Source organism: Ensifer sp. EB106-03-01-XG145 (genome assembly GCF_058792075.1).
Window position 1 is genome coordinate 95830 of sequence record NZ_JBYTEC010000016.1, and the last position, 17714, is coordinate 113543.

Sequence of the window (17714 nt, forward strand, 5' to 3'; positions counted from 1 at the left end):
GATTTCTGGGCACGGCCGCCAACCGGCACCGCGGCGACCGAATGCCGCCGCGGGAAAGCACGAGATATCCTTCGGCTTGCGGGTGTCAGGCGGATGCACGAAGCCCGGTGAGATGCCGGCGCCAGGCATCGAGCCCGATCTCGATGTCCTTGCGGCCGAAACCGACACGGAAGCGATCGGTTGCGACCGGAAGAAGATCGGAAACGAAGAGGCTCGAAGGAAGGAGCAAGACGCCCGACTCCTCCACGAGACGCCGGCAATGGGTCTCGACACCGTCGGCGCCGAGATAGCGGGCAAATCCGACGCAACCTCCGTCAGGTGCCCGCCATTCGTAGAGATCGGGAAACTCGGCGAAGAAGGTACCGAGCTTTTCGAGATTGGCAGCGACCAGCGCCCGGTTGCGATCGAGGATAACAGCGCGGGCCTTGAGCGCGATCGTCGCCAGCACTTCCGACGGTCGCGAATTGCAGATCGACAGGTAGTGCTTCATCTTCTCCATGCGCTCGAGCAGTGCGTGGTCGCGGCAGGCGATCCAGCCGATCCTGAGGCCCGGAAGCCCGTAGGCCTTGGACATGACGTTCAGCGAGATGCCGCGCTCGAAGCACTCGGCCGCCTGCGGCAGCCGAAGCGAGGGATCGCGTTCCAGGCCGCGATAGACCTCGTCGCTGAAGAGATGGATGCCGCGCTCGGCGCAGAGCGCCACCAGAGCCCGGAACGTTTCCTGGTCGGCGATGGCGCCGGTCGGGTTATTGGGGAAGTTGATGCAGATCAGCCGGGTATTGGGTCTCAAGGCAGCGCGCACGTCGGCGATATCGAGCCGCCAGTTGTTTTCCGGGCGGAGCGGCACACCGGTGACGGCACCGGCGATCGTTACCGGCAAAGTTTCCATCGACTGGTAGTTCGGGACCGTCACGATCGCATGGTCACCCGGCCCGAGCAGCGCCAGCATGGCGCAATAGAGCCCCTCCTCCGCGCCGGCGAAGCAGAGGATGTCTGCGGCCGAAAGGCCTTCATAGGTGGCAGCGATCGCCGCTCTCAACGCCGGCGCGCCATGGGTCTCGGTATAGCCGAGCGTCACGCTTTCCCAGGCGGCGCGGTCCTCGTCGTCGGCAAGTGCGAGCAGATCGCTCATGCTTATCGTCTGGCTGTCGCTCGCCGTCATGTGGTGGCGGGCATTGAACTCCCAGCGGGAGAAATGGGTTTCGAGGCGGAAATCGGGCAAGGTCGTCATGGAAGTCTCCTCCTCTCGGCGCCCGGCGGCGCGCGAAACGGTTGCAGATCAGGCAACTACGGGGAGACGCGAAGCGGTCTCCGTCCGGAATTGCGCGTGTTTCAAATCAGGGTGCCTCGCCGCGTGCCGCAGCAAGATAATTGTAGATCGAGGCGCGGGAGACGCCGATGAGGCTTGCCAGGTGATCGACGGCATTGCGCGTCTGGAACAGTCCGCGTCCATCGAGTGCTGCCACCAGCGCCACGCGATCGCCGCGCTTCAGGGCCGAAAGTGCCAGCCCCCGCTCCTTCAGCCAGCCATGCAGCGTCGCATTGATCTCCTCGCGCCAATCGCGCGCAAAAAGCGCCTGTGGCCTCGGCTGTTCGGCGCCGGCGAAAGCCGAAAGCAGCTTCACCGCGGTATCGATCATCGACATGTCAAGATTGATGCAAAGCAGGCCGACCGCTTCGCCCGCCCCGTCACGCAGCACGGCGGAGATCGACTTGAAGCGCCGGCCATCCGTGCCGGTTTTTTCATAAGGACCGAGCACGGCGTCGGCGCTGCCGACCGCGGCGAACTCTTCCTCGATCAGCGAATCTTCGCCGACCGCGCGCCCGGAAAAGCAGTTCCAGATCCCTGCAACCGTACCGGTCCTGAGATCGTGCAGCACGACTTCTCCATGCGGATAGAGCAAGGCGCTGATCGCAGCGGCCGTCGGCGCATGCGTGGCGAGGATGGAGGCGAAGGCGGGTGCAATGGTCATGCCCGCTTATTTCTGAATTTGGATTTATTGTCAATATTAGACGATTTGCTCAGGAATGACATATGCGCTACAGCTTGCGTACCGATAGCCGCTGGCCTATCCCCGATGACAGGAAGATTCGCTGCTCGCCTGTTCGTACCGGAAACGGACGAAAACATGCAGCAATTCAACGTGCTACAGCGACCCCATGCGCGCCTCACAAGACGCGCCGCGCGGTCGGAAACGCAGACGGGAGACTTACATGAACGCCGGCCCAGCCTCCTTTCCCGACCGGGATACGGTCGCCGAGAAGCTTGGGGCTTTCGCCGAAGCAGACCAGTCCTTCCTGCGCCTGCTGATGGAAAACCCCGAGCAGGACGAGCGTCTGATGGATGGCCTTTATCGCCACCTCGACCTCGCCTCGGAGGCCAAGTTCCTGAACTCCCTGAAACTGGAAAAGCTCGGGCAATGGTTCGGCAACACGGCCCCAGCGCGCCTGCAGATGCGCCTGATGGAAGCCGGCCGCTCCAGCCAGCACGCCGCCTACCAGGCGTTCAAGGCCGGGCTTTCGAAGGCCGGCGGTCTGGACCGCGCTTTTCCGAAGGCGTGAAACGACAGCCCCTCCTCGATATGAGCCCGACCGTCGTGGGGGGCGATAGTGCAAGCTCCAAACCTCTACGCCCTCATTCCTGTGCTTGTCACAGCAATGAGGGCGGATGAGGCCGCCGATCGCCCCTCACCCTAACCTCTCCCCGCAGGCGGGGAGAGCGACGGCTACGTCTCCACTTGTCCTCGATCTCCAGGGCAAGGCGCGAATGGGCCGCTGTGGGTATGAGCGGGTGCCATGCGTTTCCTTCTCCCCGCAGGCGGGGAGAAGGTGGCGGCAGCCGGATGAGGGGCTTCCCTCACCGTGTGGATGAGGGGCGAGCCCACTCAAACCGAGCCACCTTCAATTGCGCGAACCACTGAGTCCCTTCGCCAGCCGCACGAGATTGACGAACTCGCTGCGATAGCCGAACGGGTCGGCGCCCTTGGCAGCGGTGGCAAGGTCGATGACTGAGTCATAGGAATAGTCAGCGAGGGCCGATGCGCCCGAGAGCTTCTGCCCGAAGGCCGCAACCGCGACGGAGAAGCGGACATCGTTGGGCGCCTCAGCGAGCGCCGGCACTGCATTGGCCTCGGTCACCGGCGTGGTGATCAGTTCGCTTTTGTCGCCGTCAGGCTTCTTGTAGCGGATCTTCAGGAAGGCGAGCTCGCCGCCATGCGGGCTTGCGTCTGCCGCCGGCTTCTGTGCCTCCGCATAGCGCAGGTCGTCGTTCAGCACCGCCGGGCTGCCCGTCGGCGTCACCTCGTAGATCGCCGTGACGCTATGGCCGGAGCCGATATCGCCGGCGTCCACCTTGTCGTTGTTGAAGTCTTCGCGCTTCAAGGCGCGCGTCTCGTAGCCGATCAGGCGGTATTCGGCGATCGCCGCCGGATTGAACTCGACCTGCAGCTTGACGTCCTTGGCAATCGGGAAGAGCGACGAACCCGCCTCCTCGACCAGCGTCTTCTGCGCTTCGGCGAGCGTGTCGATATAGGCGGCCGTGCCATTGCCGTTCTGGGCAATCGTCTGCATCAGCGCGTCGTTGTAGTTGCCGCGGCCGAAGCCGAGGACCGACAGGAAGATGCCGCTTTTGCGCTTGTCCTCGATCAGCCGCTTCAGGTCCTCGTCGCTCGACGGGCCGACGTTGAAATCGCCGTCCGTCGCCAGCATGACGCGGTTGACCCCGCCCTTGACGAAGGCTTTCTCGGCGAGCGCATAGGCCGCATCGATGCCTTCGGCGCCGGCCGTCGAACCGCCCGGCTGCAGGGTATCGATCGCGGCAAGAATCTTCGCCTTGTCCTTGACGGCGGTCGGCTCCAGCACCGTTCCGGCATTGCCGGCATAGGTGACGATCGAAACCGTATCTTCAGGCTTCAATCTCTCGACGAGCAGCCGGAAGGCGCTCTTCAACAATGGCAGCTTGTCCGGCTCGTCCATGGAGCCGGAGACGTCGATCAGGAAAACGAGGTTTGCCTTCGGCGCTTGCGCTGGCACGACGTCGTAGCCCTTGATCGCCACATGCATCAGCCGTGTGCCGCCGTTCCACGGCGTCGGGGTCACCGTCACCGTCGCCTTGAACGGCTCGGCGGCGGTTTCCGGGCGCGGCCAATCATAGGGGAAGTAATTGACCATCTCCTCGACCCGCACGGCGTCACGCTCCGGCATCTGCCCTTCCATCAGCGAGCGGCGCACGAAGGCGTAGGACGCGGTGTCGACATCAACCGAGAAGGTGGAGACCGGCTCGGTCAGAACGCTTTTGACCGGATTGCTGTCGGCCTTGCCGAAGCGCTCGCGGTTTTCCGGCGGTGCGATCAGGCTCTCCTCTTGGGCGATCGGCGCAGGCTGATAGGTCATCTGCGGCTGCATGCCACCGACGGCCGACAGCGGGGCGGCGCTGTCGCGCGCAACGCCGTTGGCCATTGCATCCGCAGCGGGCGCTGCGGCCTCGCTCTCCACCGCTGCGCTGGCGGGCGCCTCCAGGGTTTTTGCCTCCCGCTGGCGCGCGAGTTCATCTGTGGCCGCCTTTTTGGCCACCATCTGCGGCTCGGGCCTTTGCCTTTGCATTTCCTTCTTCGCCTCGTCCTTCAGCGCGATCTCCTGCGCGCTCTCGCCGAAGGGCGCACCGTTGCGCGTCAGTTCGAGCGTCAGAAAGGCTGCGGCGGGCACGACGAGCAGGGTGGCGAGTGCCGATCCGGCAAGCAGTTTCCGGTTCATGATGGGGCTCCATATCCGGTTGAAGATGGAGCTTTGACGAACCGGCTGGACCGATCCTTGGGTGGCAGTCGAATTTTCTTGCCGCTCGTCGAAGGCCTGCATGGCGGCAGTGAGCGCGCGGGCGCGCGCTTCCGCAGAAGCCTTCGGCGGCGTAAGCCGGCCAAGCTTTTCGAAATCGTCGCTCATGGTCACACCGCCTCCTTGCCAAGCAATGTCTTCAGCCGCTTGCGCGCCTCATGCACATGCCAGGATATGGTTGCTTCCGAGCAGCCGAGCACGTCGGCCGCTGCCGCGTGGCTGAGCCCCTCGGCATAAACGAGCAGCACCGCGTCGCACTGCTTTTCCGGCAGGTCGCGTACCGCCGCCCACAGCGCCTCGCGCTGCGCCTCATCGGGATCCTCGGGCGGAGCGATCGTCGCCTGCTCGCTGGCATAGGCCTGCATGCGCCGGTCATCGCGCGCCTGCCGTCTCTTGTGATCGCGGGCGGCATTCAAAGTCAGCGTGTAAAGCCAGGTGCGAAACCGGCTGGTGCCGCGAAAACCGCGGATCGCAGCGCCTAAGCGCAGGCAGACATCCTGGGCAATATCCTCGGCATCCGACGCGTTGCCGGACCAGCGCCAGGCGACCGCATGGACAAAATCATAGTGTCGTTCGACCAGCTCACCAAAAGCCTGCCGGTCTCCACCTACCGCCTTTTCGACGAGTTCAGCGTCCAAATCCGTGCCCGCCGTCACCTCATTTGAACCTTAGACGTTGCAGGCTGCCCGTTCCTTGGGTGGAAGACATATTTTTTTCGAACGGGATGAGAAAAAGTGTGTGCGGTTTTCCGCCCGCATCCCGCGTCCAGAGAAAATCAGCGGGGAAATTTCCCGACGACGGCGATCATCGGCCCCATCGGAAACAGCCGGTCGTGACGATCGATCTCGGGCGCGTAGACGCTGGAAATCGTACCGTCGAGGAAAAGCGCATTGGGGCAATCAAGCGTGTCACGAAAGAGCGTCGCGAAATCGTGGAAACGCACTGGACGCTTCGAGATGACGAAGACAACCTCGCCATTCTCCGTCACGCCGACGCCGTTGCGGGTCTTTAGACTGGTGCTATCGGGCAGGAAACGCGGATGCAGCTTGCCGTCGATCACCAGCATCGGGCCCGACTGCGTGGCAAAGCGCGGGGCGATCTTGGCGTCGCGATAGGCGTCCGCCGCCATCACGCCCGCCTTGTCGTCATCGACGTAGAACACTCCGTTCGGCAGCAGATGGAAATTGCCCCAGCCGGTATTGGTGTTGAGCGGCGCCTGCTCGCGCCCCTCTTCGATATGCAGGCCGACAGGCGACAGGTCGTCGTGATACATGCCGCCGTTCATGGCGAAGGCCATGTACTCGTCACGGTGGCGCAGTTCGAGCGACAGCGCCCGGAAGGAGCGAAAAGGCACGCCCGCCTGGTCCTTGTTGTAGAGCCGGATGTCGCTTGTCGCCGGATTGAACGAACAGGCGAGATAGTCCTGTCCGAGATGGCTGACGTCGCGGCAGGCGCCAGCAGCAGGCCCGGCAAGGCCAGCCGACAGAACGGCACCGACGAGAAAAGGCTTTGGGAAAAGCGGCATGGCAAAAGGTCCAATCGAATCAGACGTCAAGCATGACGGAGATTGCGGCGGTTCTGGCGCAACGCCAACGACAAGCATCCGCCCTCAGCCGGCGGCGATCAGCCCCATGGCAATCACAAGTCCATAACTCCCGGCCGCGGCCGCCAGCCCGAAGATCACGCAGAGGCAGGCAAAGCCGCCGACGCCTGCGAGCAAATAGGATTTGGGATCGCGGTTCAGCACATCCTGCGACAGCGAAAGCAGCAGGCGCTTTTCCCTGAGCGTTGTTGCGAGCTTCACCGCATGGCGCTTCGCTTCCTTCTGCACCTCGCCGAAATTGTTGCCGATCGCCAGGAAGGTCAGGAACAGGCCAAGGGCGCTGACAGTCAGCGCAAATTTCCTCAAGATGTCGATGGCATCGGGAAGGAAACTGCCCGAAAACACCGAACGATCCACCAGCGCATCGAAGCCGGTGACGCAGGCGGCAATGACGGCGGCGTGGCCGGCGCCGATCGCCAGCAGGCGCTTGAAGGCTTCGTCGAGGACCTGGCTGTTTGCGGCGTGGATACTGTCGAGACGAGAGATCTGCGCTTCCACCTCCTCGCGCGAAAGGTGCGGAGGATAGTTACTCACGGATACGACTGGGCTGCCTCTCATACGATGGACTCCAACGCCACGCCGTCCAGATCGGTGTAAATTCGATAATATTATCTTTCCAGGACATCTCCAATTTTAGTCATTTTGGAGATTTGCACCATCTTTGCAGACAAGGAGGTCAGCCGGGCGGCCGAGACCACAGCGATTTTGGGGCGCCGACCCCCAGTCATAAAGGTGATCGATTCTCGTAAGTTAGAGCGTGATGCAGAGGAAAACTGCGGACCCACCGGGATCAAGCTTTAGAGGCTAAGCGCTGCCATATGGAAGCGAAGCTGTTCCTGACGATAGCGATAGTCACTCCCGACAGGACAGGCAGCGCGCGAAAGACAGCCGACCGACAGGCAACCCGCCCTGCCCGCTTCGCTGCGCAGATGGCCGCGACAGAGGCCGACATCGAAGCGCTCCTCGGCAAGCGCATTTGCCGGACAGGCTGATTTGCAGGGCTTTGCGGCACAGCGATCGCAAGGGTGCTCCGCGGCGCGCTGACCGGTTTCGGGAAGCCGCCTGTCGAAGGCAAGCGCGCCACGATAACCGTGCCAGAGCCCGTAACGTGGATGGATGAGGATGCCGAGCGGTGATGCCTTCAGGCCCTCGGCTCGCATCGCCCATTGCTGGAAAGGCTGCCACGGCGGATCGGATGGGAAATAGGCGGTCGCCCCGCAGGCTGCGGCAACCGGCCCTATCACCGCCTTCGACCAGGTGTCGAGCGGATCGGCACCGCCACGCTCCGGCAGACCGTCCCGCCAGGCACTGAAGGCCTGCCAGAGCGAGCCGCCGATATTGCCGATCAGCAGCACGCTTGCCGCCGGTCGCCCATCGGTCAGCAGCGGTGCCGCCTCTGCGGAAGAGACGTTCACCGTTCCGCGCAAAAAAAGTCCGTGCGGCGCCAGCGCCGCACGGACTATCTCGACAATCTTGTCCGCTGTCGCGGAAGGCGCCGTCATTTCGGTTTCGGCCCCTGGTGTTCGTAATGCGGGCGCCAGACCTCCTTCTGGATCATGTCGGCCACCTGCGCCGCGCCGCCTTGCTCCCTGGCTCGCTCGGGACCCTTTCAGGTGAAAGCGTCCGGCATCGAATTCTTGCGCTGGTCGATAAAGGCCTTGAGCTTTTCGTCGATCGCGGGATCGAGGTAAGGCGCTTCGTAGTGTTCCAGCCAGCTGCGGGCGAGCGCATTGGCGCGCTGCTCGATGCGCTTTTCGCCTTCCACTTCCCACTGCTCGAAGGAATTGTTGTCGGCGAGCGGCGAGCGATAGAAGGCCGTCTGGAAGTTGGCCTGGGTATGGGCGCAGCCGAGATAATGGCTGCCCGGGCCGACTTCGCGGATTGCGTCCAGCGCCTGGGCTTCTTCCGAGAGATCGATGCCCTCGGCCATCTTCTGCATCATGCCGAGCTGGTCCTGGTCGATCATGAACTTCTCGTAGGACGAGACGAGACCGCCTTCGAGCCAGCCGGCCGCATGCAGCACGAAGTTGGTGCCGGCAAGCAGCGTCATGTTAAGCGTGCTGGCCGATTCGTGCGCTGCCTGTGCATCCGGAACCTTGGAGCCGCAGAGCGAGCCGCCGGTACGGAACGGCAGCTTCAGGCGACGCGCGAGCTGGGCAGCACCGTAGGAAACCAGCGACGGCTCCGGCGTGCCGAACGTCGGAGCGCCCGACTGCATCGAGATCGAGGCGGCGAAGGTGCCGAACAGAACCGGCGCGCCCTTGCGGATGAGCTGGGTGAAGGAGGCGCCGGCGAGAACTTCGGCGAGAATCTGCGTCAGCGTGCCGGCAACCGTTACCGGGCTCATGGCGCCCGAGAGGATGAACGGCGAAAGCACGCAGGCCTGGTTGTGGCGGGCATAAACCTTCAGCGCCCCCACCATGGTCTCGTCGAAGACCATCGGCGAGTTGGCGTTGATGAGGTTCAGCGTGACGCAATTGTTTTCGACGAACTCATCGCCGAATACGATCTTCGCCATGGCGATCGTGTCTTCCGCGCGCTCCGGCGCCGTCACCGAGCCCATGAAGGGTTTGTCGGAATATTTGATATGGCTGTAGACCATATCGAGGTGACGCTTGTTGACGGGAATATCGACCGGCTCGCAGACCGTGCCGCCCGACGAATGTATCGACGGCGCCATATAGGCAAGCTTCACGAAATTGCGGAAATCCTCGATCGTCGCATAGCGGCGGTTGCCCTCGAGGTCGCGCACGAAGGGAGGGCCGTAGACCGGCGCGAAGATCGTCGCCTTGCCGCCGACCTGGGCGCTGCGCTCCGGATTGCGGGCGTGCCAGGTGAATTCTGATGGCGCCGTCTTCAGGAGTTCGCGGCAGAGCCCCTTGGGGAAATGCACGCGCTGGCCGCGCACGTCGGCACCGGCCTCTTTCCAGAGTTCGAGCGCCTCGGCGTCGTCGCGGAATTCGATGCCGATTTCCTCAAGGATCGTGTCGGCATTGCGCTCGATGAGCTGCAGGCCTTCCTCGTCGAGGACCTCATATTCGCGAATCTTGCGCTGGATATAGGGCAGAGACGGTCCCGGACCGCCCCCGGTGCGCGACGCACGCCGTGCTGCCGCTCCCCGTCCCTCGCCACGCGAGCGGCGACCGCCGCCTTCACCCGCGCCCTGATCTGTCACGTCGCTCATTCGCTTTTCCTCTCCCGCGCATCACTTTTTGCGCCTTCAAGCATCAATTGGTCCTAATGCTACCAAGCATAGGGGGCCTTGCGGGTCTCAATGCGCCAAGGAGTGGCGCAACTCGAACACTACCGAGAAGCGACCACAGGACGCCAAAAACCGCGTGGCGCGAATATATTGTTTTTGTTAAGAATATGCAGGCGTCAAAAGAAGCTGCCCTCCCGTCGCTTTTTGTCATATGCGACGTCGCTTTCGAAAACAGATTTTTAGAAATCGAACGCTATGGATTGATGGACGCGCCCGGAATATTTGCGCGGCCGTGCCAGGAACCGAGGAACCCCAATATGGCAGACGATGAAATCATTCTCGAGGACCTTTCCGACGAAGAACTTGTGCAGCAGATGCACGACGACCTCTATGACGGTCTGAAGGAAGAAATCGAGGACGGGACCCACATCCTGCTCAAGCGCGGCTGGACGCCCTACGATGTCCTGACCCAGGCGCTGGTCGAAGGCATGCGCATCGTCGGCATCGACTTCCGCGACGGCATCCTGTTCGTGCCGGAAGTACTTTTGTCGGCTAACGCCATGAAGGCCGGCATGACCATCCTGCGTCCGCTGCTTGCCGAAACCGGCGCGCCGAAGCTCGGCAAGATGGTGATCGGCACCGTCAAGGGTGACATTCACGACATCGGCAAGAACCTCGTCGGCATGATGATGGAAGGTGCCGGCTTCGACGTCGTCGACCTCGGCATCAACAACCCGGTCGAGAACTACCTCGAAGCGATCGAGCGCGAGCAGCCGGACATTCTCGGCATGTCGGCGCTTTTGACCACCACCATGCCCTATATGAAGGTCGTGATCGACACGCTGAAGGAAAAGGGACTACGCGACGACTACGTCGTTCTCGTCGGCGGTGCGCCGCTGAACGAAGAATTCGGCAAGGCCGTCGGCGCCGACGCCTATTGCCGCGACGCGGCGATCGCCGTCGAAACCGCCAAGGACTTCATGAAGCGCAAGCACAACCGGCTGGCAGCTGGCTAAGCTTCGGGCAATCCGAGATGAAAAAGCCGGCCGCAGAAGTGAAATCCGCGGCCGGCTTTCTTATGTCTGGCTGGTTCGGCGTGGGCGACGGAGGCCGTGCCCAGTCGTTTGCCGTCAGGCTTAGTTGACGGAGTGTGCCACCTTCTTGCCGGCCGACTGTGTCGCGTTGACAGTGTTTGCAGTATCCTGCCCGATGCCGCGGATGGTGTTGCCGCAGGCGGTGAGCGTTGAGAGGGCGACGAGAACGGCGCCGACGGTTGCAAGGGTCTTTACTGTCATGGTCAGGTTCCTTCCCGCTGATAGCCACATGGAATCAAGATGGAAAAAATATCGTCGGCAATAGAACGTGCACAACCGAAAAAAGTTCACGTGATCGGTTGTGGCGCCATCGCGCGCGAAATCCTGGCGATCTGCGAGGCAAACGGGCTCGCCCATATCGACCTCAACTGTCTGCCCGCCATCTGGCACAACACACCTGAAAAGATCACGCCGGGCATTCGTGACGCGATCGCCAAGGCGCGCGCCGAAGGCTTCAAGCGCATTTTCGTCGCCTATGCTGATTGCGGCACCGGCGGCCATCTCGACCGGCTATGCGAGGAGGAAAAGGTCGATCGCATCCCCGGCCCGCACTGTTATTCCTTCTTTGCCGGCAACGCGGATTTCGCCCGCCGCTGGGACGACGACATCACCGCCTTTTTCCTCACCGATTTCCTCGCCCGCCAGTTCGAAGCCTTCGTCATCGAACCGCTCGGCCTGGACCGGCATCCGGAGCTGCGCGACATGTATTTCGGCCATTACCGCAAGCTGGTCTATCTCTCGCAGCAGGAGGACAAAGCCCTGCAGGAAAAAGCGAAGAAGGCAGCCGAAACGCTCGGATTGGAATACGAATATCGCTTCACCGGTTACGGCGATCTGGCGACGTCGCTGATCAGGGCGTGATGGAACGGCGGCCGAAGTGGCCGCGGCAGATCTAGCTGCGCGCGGCGATCGCGAGGCCGGTGGCAATCATGGCGCTGCCGGCCACCCGGTTCAGCGCCCGGACCGCCCGGGTGGTGCGGAACCACCGTGACGATGCCGCAGACAAGAGCGCATAGCCACCCATCGTGACAACATTGACCGCGAAAACGACGGCAAGCACCGTCCCGATCCCGAAGCGATCAAGGCTTTCGAGGTCGAGGATCAGCGGCATCAGGCTGGCATGAAAGAGGATCGCCTTCGGATTGCCGAAGCCGATGGCAGCGCCGAGCGCCAGCGAGCGCATCCATCTGCGCTCGCCCGATGCCACCTCCGCCTCAACCGTCGCAGCCGCGCGCCACATCCGATATCCGAGGAAAATCAGATAGCCGGCGCCAGCATATTTGATGGCAAGAAACAGCCAGCCGAACGTCTGTGCAATGACCGTGAGGCCAGCAAGCGCGACGCTTACGAGCACCATATCGCTGAGCGCGATACCGAGGCCACAGGCCAGCGCCGGGCCAACACCACGGCTGATACTGGTGGAAATGACCGCGAACATGGCAGGCCCCGGGGTGACCGCGGCCAGGAACAGTGCCAGAGCATAGGTGGAGATGACAGCAAGGGTCATGGCTAAGGCCTGGGGAAAATTCCTCGATCCAAGCATATAGGCACAATCTCTCGATCTACACAAATAGACAAACACACAAACAATTTGGATAACACACGCATATACAATGACATGCGCAAGACAAACCGAAACAATCTTCAAGAGAAGAACCACTAGAAAACATATCTCGAGAAAAATCAGGTCTCACGATCTGTAACTATTCAATTTAAATCTCGTCGACTTCAGAGTTTATTTTGGAACCATGTGCGCTCCACCTCGTTTAGCTACCAGATCATATCTCCACCCCTGACGCTTCCTCTGCCTCCTGACAATTGGCCGTTTTTGCGCCAAGCACCGATCCAACACGCGGGAGCGTCTCCAGTGACCAGGCATTTCAAGTATGACAAAGAGGCCCTGCTTCGTGGCTGGGACGCAGTCTACGATCTCGAAGAGTTCATTCTGGCCTATCGCCTGCCACCGCTTGCCGCGCGCGAAATCTTCGCAAAGGCCGGGCCCCGCCGGCTCGATCTGGCAAATGCGATGGACGCACGAGACATAATGGCGCCCCGGGACCAGTCGAAACACACTCAAGGTGCTTGAGTGAAGTTCGTTGCGCTGGCGCGACAACGCGTGCAGGGTGCTCCATCGACAGCGATTGAAGCGGGCGCTGTCGCAAACAGGCCTTTCCGTGCCTGCGCCCCAACCAAAGGAGGACGTAATGTCTTCCAGCAATCCAGAACACTATCTTGATTCAGACGACCTCAGCCTGTTGGTCGAGGTGCTTACCGTTGCCGGTTTCTACGGAACGACAGCGACGGCAGATCCGGCCGGACGGCTTGCCGCGGCACGCTTCCTGATGACTGCTCTCGAAAGCGGCATCGACACCAGTGCGACGCTCGCCGCAGCACTTGTAGAGCGTGCGGATGCCTCAAACGGCGAACATCAGACGCCGGCACAGTTGAAAGCTGAGGCGATTGACCGATGGGATGACGAGGGCGGCGCCGTTTCGGATGTCGTCGCCAAGCCTGCGGCCTGACCGCCGCTTGCGGCTAACCGATTGATCGCGTGCGCTATTCCGGCGCCAGAAGGGAGAATTCGATGTACACGCTGCCCAACCTGACGGGCCATAATCTCAGCCCCCACGACATCGTGGTGGTCCGGAGGGTTTTTGAAGCGACCTGCTCGAAAATATGTATTCAGCGTCCCGGCGACCATGCCGACCGCCTGGCCAGATTCATTGTGGACGAGTTTGGCTTCGGCAATACCGACGAGGCTTCGCTCCTTGAATGTGCCCTATGGCATGAAACACGGGGCATCTTGCCCGAGGCGAAGCGCGACTCGCTCGTTGACATGCGAACAGCATTGGCCCGAGAGAACCACGATCTCGGCTAAACACAGGCAACAGATTTGCGGTCGAGACGCTCAGTAGTCGCTCTACCCGTCCAACTGTAACCGCCATTCCAACCGTCCGATCTCCGCTATCTGGCCGCCGCTCACGGGCAGCCAGCACGGCCAGGCGCGTCGCCTGGAACATGACAGTGAGCCCTCGAACAACAGGAGCCATCATGGCCAAGGACATCAAGACACTGGACGTGCTTTTTCACGATACGTTGAAGGACGTCTACTTCGCCGAGAACAAGATCGTCGACACACTGCCGAAGATGCGCGATGCCGCCAAGAGCAAGCCGCTCAAGGACGCGTTTATCAAGCATCTCGCAGAGACAAAGGTCCATGTCGAGCGGTTGGACGAAGTGTTCAAGATCATCGGCAAGAAGCCTGAGAAGAAGACCTGTGACGCGATCATGGGCATCACCAAGGAAGGCGCCTCGATCATGGAAGCGTATCAAGGCTCGCCCGCGCTCGACGCCGGACTGCTTGCAGCCGCACAGGCTGTCGAACACTACGAAATGTCACGCTATGGCACGCTGAGGACCTGGGCGCTGGAACTGGGCATGAAAGACGCCGCCAAGCTGCTTCAGACGACGCTCGACGAAGAGCAGGCGACGGACATTGCCCTGACCGCGATCGCCACAAAGGTCATCAATCAGACCGCCGAAAAAGCGGCCTGACGCAAACACCAGCCCGGCTTGATCCTTTATCGAGCCGGGCAAAGGGTGCGGTTTCGGCGGCCGTCTCCACCGTCTCTGCGAAGAGGAAGAGGTCGAGCGCATCTCCGGCCCGCACCGTTATTCCTTCTTTGCCGGCTTTGCCGGCAACAGGGATTTCGCCCGCCGCTGGGACGACGACATCACCGCCTTTTTCCTCACCGATTTCCTCGCCCGCCAGTTCGAAACCTTCGTCATCGACTGCTCGGCCTCGACCGGCATCCGGAACTGAGGGACATGTATTTCGGCCATTACCGCAAGCTGGTCTATCTCTCGCAGGAGGAGGATCTGGCCCTGCAGGAAGAGGCGAAGAGGCGGCGGACTATCTCGGGCTTGAATACGAGTACCGCTTCACCGGCTATGGCGATCTCGCGACCTCGCTGATCAGGGCGTGAGTATGCGACTTGTCGCGCATGGCGCGCGGTGTCGCAGGTTGGGGCATCACACGCTGGCCCTGCTAGCGCGCATTTACTCTATCGGCTGATTGGGCGCTCCGACCGGCACACGCGCCCCGATGGGCCTTCCCGCACGGGACAGAACGCTGCACAACCTGCTGGCTGCAACTCCACCGCCGACCACAGGATTGCCCGCCATGAGCGCACTGCTTTCCGCCGAACTCGCCTGGTACGCCACCGGCCGCTTCTACGAGGCGAACGACGGCACGTTGGCCGACTACGGCTATTTCCTGCACCTGCCTTTTCTTGATGCCCAGATGTTTGATGGAGAACCGGGCGAAACGACTGCCCATTTCACCTTCGCCGCCAAGCCTTTCAAGGCGCAAGCGGCAGCAAACGGTGTCCTGTCCCTCGGCCTCGACCCGGTCGGCGAATTTTCGCTTTATCTTCAGCGCAAGCCGGCTGGAACCTTCGATGACCCCACCTCCTTCGCCAAGGGAGAATGCATCGCCACGTTCCGGCGGACCAGCCTGGTGGTGGGGACGACGGTCTCCGACACCATCGCTGGGACGACGGCCGTTCTGTTCGGCACCAATGTGTTTTCGGCCCGCCTGATTGCAAGCGCACCGTTTGATTTCGGCGGTCTCCGCCATGATGTGGCACACTATCTCGGCGCGGGCATCACGCAATTCGGCACGTCCGCCGCCACGCAGATCGAGCCGACGCCGGTGGGCTACAAGCGGGTGCTGCCGTTCACGGGCTCGGCCATCGCCCTCGGTCGAGCCGGCTAGAGCCGATCACGGAGGCTGATGCCGCCAGCGCCCATTGCCGCCGGCAACGACATTGTCTGACGGCGGCGGAAGCAGGAACCGAGCACTTTACGGCGAGCCTTATATAGGGTACCCCCCTATATAATATTGGAGCCAGCGGCATGAGCAATCACCAACACGACCATCATCACCACCACAGTCACCACGGGCATTCGCATGGCGAAGGACGCGTGCTCGCGGCGCGCCACGATCACGTCTTCCTTGGCGGCAATCACGAGCGCAACGAGCGGCGGACCTGGATCGTCATCGCGGTCACCGCGACGATGATGGTGATCGAGATCGCGGCCGGGCAGGTCTTCGGGTCGATGGCGCTCGTTGCCGACGGCTGGCACATGTCGACCCATGCCGCCGCGATGCTGATTGCTGCACTCGCCTATCTCTATGCGCGCAAGCATTCGAACAACCGCCGCTTCACCTTCGGCACCGGAAAGCTTGGCGACCTCGCCGGCTTTTCCAGCGCCATCGTGCTGGCGCTCATCGCGCTGCTGATCGGTTGGGAAAGCCTCCAGCGCCTGAGCGCACCTGTCAGCATCGATTTCAGCGAGGCCATTCTCGTCGCCGTGGCCGGCCTCGTCGTCAACCTGGTCTGCGCCTGGCTGCTGAAGGATGATCACGGCCATCACCATCACGAACACCATGGGCATCACCACGGACACCACGGCGGGCAGGATCGAAACCTGCGCGCCGCCTATCTGCACGTCCTCGCCGATGCGCTGACCTCGGTTCTCGCAATTGTCGCGCTCGGTCTGGGCGCGATCTATGGCTGGCTGTGGCTCGATCCCGCCATGGGTATCGTCGGCGCAATCGTCATTGCGCGCTGGTCCTTCGGTCTCATCCGCGACACCGGCGCAACCTTGCTGGATTACCTTCCCGAAGGCGAAGACCTGCCCGAAGAAATCGGCGAGATCGTCGCCAAGGAAGATGCCGAGATTGTCGATCTGCACGTCTGGCAGCTCGGACCGGGTCACCACGGCGCGATCGTCTCGATTGTCGCCGACAACCCGCGGGCACCGTCCTATTATCGTGAGAAGCTTGCCGCCATTCACGATTTGTCGCATGTCACCGTGGAGGTGGAAGCACGGGCCGCATAGTGACGGCGCCCGAAACCGGAGTGACCGATGACCCATACCATCCGTGAAAAACAGAAGCTCATCAACCGGGTCCGGCGGCTCCGGGGCCAGATGGAGGCGGTCGAACGGATGCTTGAGGAGGAAAAGGGCTGCGCCGAGGTCATGCAGGTGATCGCCGGCATCCGCGGCGCGGTCAACGGCCTGATGGCGGAGGTTGTCGAGGACCACATCCACATGCATCTGGCCGCGGCCGACCTGTCGCAAAAGGATCGGGATGAAGCCGCGGCGGAACTGGTCGACGTGGTGCGCGCCTATATGAAATAGGCCGGGCGGAAAGGACACTGCCTCCGCCGCCGGAATTAGCGGCATCCCCCGCCAAGCTGCTTCAGACGACGCTCGACGAAGAGCAGGCGACGGACATTGCCCTGACCGCGATCGCCATCGCCGCCAAGGTCGTCAATCAGACCGCAGAAAAAGCGGCCTGACCGAAAACACCCGGCGCGGCTTGATCATGTCGAGCCGGGCAAGGATTGAAGCCGTCCCCTTCGCCTCGCGCGAGGAACCCTGGCTTCGCCAGGAACATCCCTGCACCGGCCGGGCGTTTCCGCTGCGCGTCCCAGATTCGCGGGCGATGGCCGCAGGGAGACCACAGTGATGGCAGGCAAACTTTCGAGCAGGCGCCCCACGTCATCGACCTGCGGATATGCCTCCAACCAAAGGAGGACGAGATGTCTTCCAACGTAGCCTCCCACGTCCCCGTTCCCCTCGATATGTTAAAACGGGTGCTCGACACCGCCGGAATATGCGGTGTCAGGAGCGCCTGGCACCGCGCGAAAAGACGCGCCGCGGCCCGATTGCTGATCTCGGCATTTCGCGGCTGCACTCACTCCGAAGCAGCGCTCGTCGTCATTCTGATAAGCCAGATCGAAATGCTCTCCTCGCCTTTTTCGACTGAAGAATTGGACCGATGGGAAAATGGAGGGTGGCGGCATGGCGTTTGATCGCGCCGCAACACCTGGAAAGTTCCATTGATCGGAGCTCAGTTCCTTGCCGTGGTTCTCGTATCCTCGGGCACGCCGGAAGGGGACGCTGTTTGCGC

General features: G+C 62.0%; 21 protein-coding genes and 1 pseudogene. 11 read left to right on the forward strand and 11 right to left on the reverse strand.

Going from position 1 to position 17714, the window contains the following annotated elements; genetic code table 11:
- Positions 1–85: 85 nt before the first annotated feature.
- The gene (locus AC3WWH_RS27315) at positions 86–1231 is read right to left on the reverse strand and encodes an aminotransferase class I/II-fold pyridoxal phosphate-dependent enzyme (RefSeq protein ID WP_058323201.1); all 1146 of its coding nucleotides are present in this window, start codon (positions 1229–1231) and stop codon (positions 86–88) included.
- Between the two features lie 106 nt (positions 1232–1337).
- On the reverse strand, positions 1338–1973 hold the full coding sequence (locus tag AC3WWH_RS27320; RefSeq protein ID WP_058323202.1) for a helix-turn-helix transcriptional regulator: 636 nt from the start codon (positions 1971–1973) through the stop codon (positions 1338–1340).
- Between the two features lie 241 nt (positions 1974–2214).
- Here AC3WWH_RS27320 and AC3WWH_RS27325 point away from each other — a divergent pair, with 241 nt between their 5' ends.
- Positions 2215–2562, forward strand: a complete 348-nt coding sequence (locus tag AC3WWH_RS27325; RefSeq protein ID WP_058323203.1) for a hypothetical protein — start codon at positions 2215–2217, stop codon at positions 2560–2562.
- Between the two features lie 339 nt (positions 2563–2901).
- Here the strand turns inward: AC3WWH_RS27325 and AC3WWH_RS27330 are convergent, their stop codons facing one another.
- The 6 genes from AC3WWH_RS27330 to AC3WWH_RS27355 all read right to left on the reverse strand — a co-directional run bounded on the left by AC3WWH_RS27330 (position 2902) and on the right by AC3WWH_RS27355 (position 9617).
- Complete coding sequence (locus AC3WWH_RS27330) at positions 2902–4944, reverse strand: vWA domain-containing protein (protein WP_058327013.1); 2043 nt, start codon at positions 4942–4944, stop codon at positions 2902–2904.
- Complete coding sequence (locus tag AC3WWH_RS27335; RefSeq protein WP_058323214.1) at positions 4941–5468, reverse strand: RNA polymerase sigma factor; 528 nt, start codon at positions 5466–5468, stop codon at positions 4941–4943. The genes AC3WWH_RS27330 and AC3WWH_RS27335 overlap by 4 nt, the downstream gene beginning before the upstream one ends.
- A gap of 137 nt (positions 5469–5605) precedes the next feature.
- Complete coding sequence (locus AC3WWH_RS27340) at positions 5606–6355, reverse strand: phosphodiester glycosidase family protein (RefSeq protein WP_058323215.1); 750 nt, start codon at positions 6353–6355, stop codon at positions 5606–5608.
- A gap of 84 nt (positions 6356–6439) precedes the next feature.
- Positions 6440–6967 carry a hypothetical protein gene (locus AC3WWH_RS27345; protein ID WP_156433142.1) on the reverse strand — a complete coding sequence of 176 codons (528 nt, stop codon included), beginning with the start codon at positions 6965–6967 and terminating at the stop codon, positions 6440–6442.
- A gap of 263 nt (positions 6968–7230) precedes the next feature.
- Positions 7231–7935 carry a 4Fe-4S dicluster domain-containing protein gene (locus tag AC3WWH_RS27350; RefSeq protein ID WP_058323206.1) on the reverse strand — a complete coding sequence of 235 codons (705 nt, stop codon included), beginning with the start codon at positions 7933–7935 and terminating at the stop codon, positions 7231–7233.
- Positions 7936–8042: 107 nt separating this feature from the next.
- Positions 8043–9617: a trimethylamine methyltransferase family protein gene (locus tag AC3WWH_RS27355; RefSeq protein ID WP_058323207.1), complete on the reverse strand. Its 1575-nt coding sequence runs from the start codon at positions 9615–9617 to the stop codon at positions 8043–8045.
- Positions 9618–9952: 335 nt separating this feature from the next.
- Here AC3WWH_RS27355 and AC3WWH_RS27360 point away from each other — a divergent pair, with 335 nt between their 5' ends.
- Positions 9953–10651, forward strand: a complete 699-nt coding sequence (locus tag AC3WWH_RS27360) for a corrinoid protein (RefSeq protein WP_057254147.1) — start codon at positions 9953–9955, stop codon at positions 10649–10651.
- 120 nt (positions 10652–10771) lie between these two features.
- Here AC3WWH_RS27360 and AC3WWH_RS27365 read toward each other — a convergent pair whose 3' ends face one another.
- Positions 10772–10930, reverse strand: a complete 159-nt coding sequence (locus AC3WWH_RS27365; protein WP_057254143.1) for an entericidin domain-containing protein — start codon at positions 10928–10930, stop codon at positions 10772–10774.
- Positions 10931–10969: 39 nt separating this feature from the next.
- On the opposite strand from AC3WWH_RS27365, the gene AC3WWH_RS27370 reads away from it, so the two are divergent.
- Positions 10970–11590 carry a DUF1638 domain-containing protein gene (locus tag AC3WWH_RS27370; RefSeq protein WP_058323208.1) on the forward strand — a complete coding sequence of 207 codons (621 nt, stop codon included), beginning with the start codon at positions 10970–10972 and terminating at the stop codon, positions 11588–11590.
- 31 nt (positions 11591–11621) lie between these two features.
- Here the strand turns inward: AC3WWH_RS27370 and AC3WWH_RS27375 are convergent, their stop codons facing one another.
- Positions 11622–12236 carry a LysE family translocator gene (locus AC3WWH_RS27375; RefSeq protein ID WP_058323209.1) on the reverse strand — a complete coding sequence of 205 codons (615 nt, stop codon included), beginning with the start codon at positions 12234–12236 and terminating at the stop codon, positions 11622–11624.
- A gap of 360 nt (positions 12237–12596) precedes the next feature.
- Here AC3WWH_RS27375 and AC3WWH_RS27380 point away from each other — a divergent pair, with 360 nt between their 5' ends.
- The 8 genes and pseudogenes from AC3WWH_RS27380 (at position 12597) to AC3WWH_RS27415 (ending at position 16939) form a co-directional block, all read left to right on the forward strand.
- Complete coding sequence (locus AC3WWH_RS27380; RefSeq protein ID WP_058323210.1) at positions 12597–12815, forward strand: hypothetical protein; 219 nt, start codon at positions 12597–12599, stop codon at positions 12813–12815.
- 118 nt (positions 12816–12933) lie between these two features.
- The gene (locus tag AC3WWH_RS27385; RefSeq protein WP_057254138.1) at positions 12934–13251 is read left to right on the forward strand and encodes a hypothetical protein; all 318 of its coding nucleotides are present in this window, start codon (positions 12934–12936) and stop codon (positions 13249–13251) included.
- Between the two features lie 62 nt (positions 13252–13313).
- Positions 13314–13607 carry a hypothetical protein gene (locus AC3WWH_RS27390; protein WP_058323211.1) on the forward strand — a complete coding sequence of 98 codons (294 nt, stop codon included), beginning with the start codon at positions 13314–13316 and terminating at the stop codon, positions 13605–13607.
- 173 nt (positions 13608–13780) lie between these two features.
- A complete protein-coding gene (locus AC3WWH_RS27395) occupies positions 13781–14284 on the forward strand; it encodes a YciE/YciF ferroxidase family protein (RefSeq protein WP_492377330.1) in 504 nt (167 codons plus the stop codon).
- Between the two features lie 46 nt (positions 14285–14330).
- Positions 14331–14715 (forward strand): annotated as a pseudogene (locus AC3WWH_RS27400) (DUF1638 domain-containing protein); the annotation flags it as partial.
- Positions 14716–14912: 197 nt separating this feature from the next.
- Entirely contained in the window at positions 14913–15506 is a 594-nt protein-coding gene (locus AC3WWH_RS27405) for a hypothetical protein (protein ID WP_057254131.1), read from the forward strand.
- Between the two features lie 140 nt (positions 15507–15646).
- A complete protein-coding gene (gene dmeF, locus AC3WWH_RS27410; RefSeq protein ID WP_082640687.1) occupies positions 15647–16636 on the forward strand; it encodes a CDF family Co(II)/Ni(II) efflux transporter DmeF in 990 nt (329 codons plus the stop codon).
- Between the two features lie 27 nt (positions 16637–16663).
- Positions 16664–16939, forward strand: coding sequence for a metal/formaldehyde-sensitive transcriptional repressor (locus tag AC3WWH_RS27415; protein WP_043619696.1), 276 nt, complete (start codon positions 16664–16666; stop codon positions 16937–16939).
- 449 nt (positions 16940–17388) lie between these two features.
- On the opposite strand, the gene AC3WWH_RS27420 is transcribed toward AC3WWH_RS27415, so the two are convergent.
- On the reverse strand, positions 17389–17714 hold a 326-nt coding region (locus tag AC3WWH_RS27420), incomplete at its 5' end, for a hypothetical protein (protein WP_492377331.1).

What these genes read in the sequence shown, in the direction of transcription:
- AC3WWH_RS27315 (WP_058323201.1), bottom strand. Translation starts at nt 1,231, where the DNA reads ATGACGACCTTGCCCGATTTCCGCCTCGAAACCCATTTCTCCCGCTGG.
- AC3WWH_RS27320 (WP_058323202.1), bottom strand. Translation starts at nt 1,973, where the DNA reads ATGACCATTGCACCCGCCTTCGCCTCCATCCTCGCCACGCATGCGCCG.
- AC3WWH_RS27325 (WP_058323203.1), top strand. Translation starts at nt 2,215, where the DNA reads ATGAACGCCGGCCCAGCCTCCTTTCCCGACCGGGATACGGTCGCCGAG.
- AC3WWH_RS27340 (WP_058323215.1), bottom strand. Translation starts at nt 6,355, where the DNA reads ATGCCGCTTTTCCCAAAGCCTTTTCTCGTCGGTGCCGTTCTGTCGGCT.
- AC3WWH_RS27350 (WP_058323206.1), bottom strand. Translation starts at nt 7,935, where the DNA reads ATGACGGCGCCTTCCGCGACAGCGGACAAGATTGTCGAGATAGTCCGT.
- AC3WWH_RS27355 (WP_058323207.1), bottom strand. Translation starts at nt 9,617, where the DNA reads ATGAGCGACGTGACAGATCAGGGCGCGGGTGAAGGCGGCGGTCGCCGC.
- AC3WWH_RS27360 (WP_057254147.1), top strand. Translation starts at nt 9,953, where the DNA reads ATGGCAGACGATGAAATCATTCTCGAGGACCTTTCCGACGAAGAACTT.
- AC3WWH_RS27365 (WP_057254143.1), bottom strand. Translation starts at nt 10,930, where the DNA reads ATGACAGTAAAGACCCTTGCAACCGTCGGCGCCGTTCTCGTCGCCCTC.
- AC3WWH_RS27370 (WP_058323208.1), top strand. Translation starts at nt 10,970, where the DNA reads ATGGAAAAAATATCGTCGGCAATAGAACGTGCACAACCGAAAAAAGTT.
- AC3WWH_RS27375 (WP_058323209.1), bottom strand. Translation starts at nt 12,236, where the DNA reads ATGACCCTTGCTGTCATCTCCACCTATGCTCTGGCACTGTTCCTGGCC.
- AC3WWH_RS27385 (WP_057254138.1), top strand. Translation starts at nt 12,934, where the DNA reads ATGTCTTCCAGCAATCCAGAACACTATCTTGATTCAGACGACCTCAGC.
- AC3WWH_RS27390 (WP_058323211.1), top strand. Translation starts at nt 13,314, where the DNA reads ATGTACACGCTGCCCAACCTGACGGGCCATAATCTCAGCCCCCACGAC.
- AC3WWH_RS27395 (WP_492377330.1), top strand. Translation starts at nt 13,781, where the DNA reads ATGGCCAAGGACATCAAGACACTGGACGTGCTTTTTCACGATACGTTG.
- AC3WWH_RS27405 (WP_057254131.1), top strand. Translation starts at nt 14,913, where the DNA reads ATGAGCGCACTGCTTTCCGCCGAACTCGCCTGGTACGCCACCGGCCGC.
- dmeF (WP_082640687.1), top strand. Translation starts at nt 15,647, where the DNA reads ATGAGCAATCACCAACACGACCATCATCACCACCACAGTCACCACGGG.
- AC3WWH_RS27415 (WP_043619696.1), top strand. Translation starts at nt 16,664, where the DNA reads ATGACCCATACCATCCGTGAAAAACAGAAGCTCATCAACCGGGTCCGG.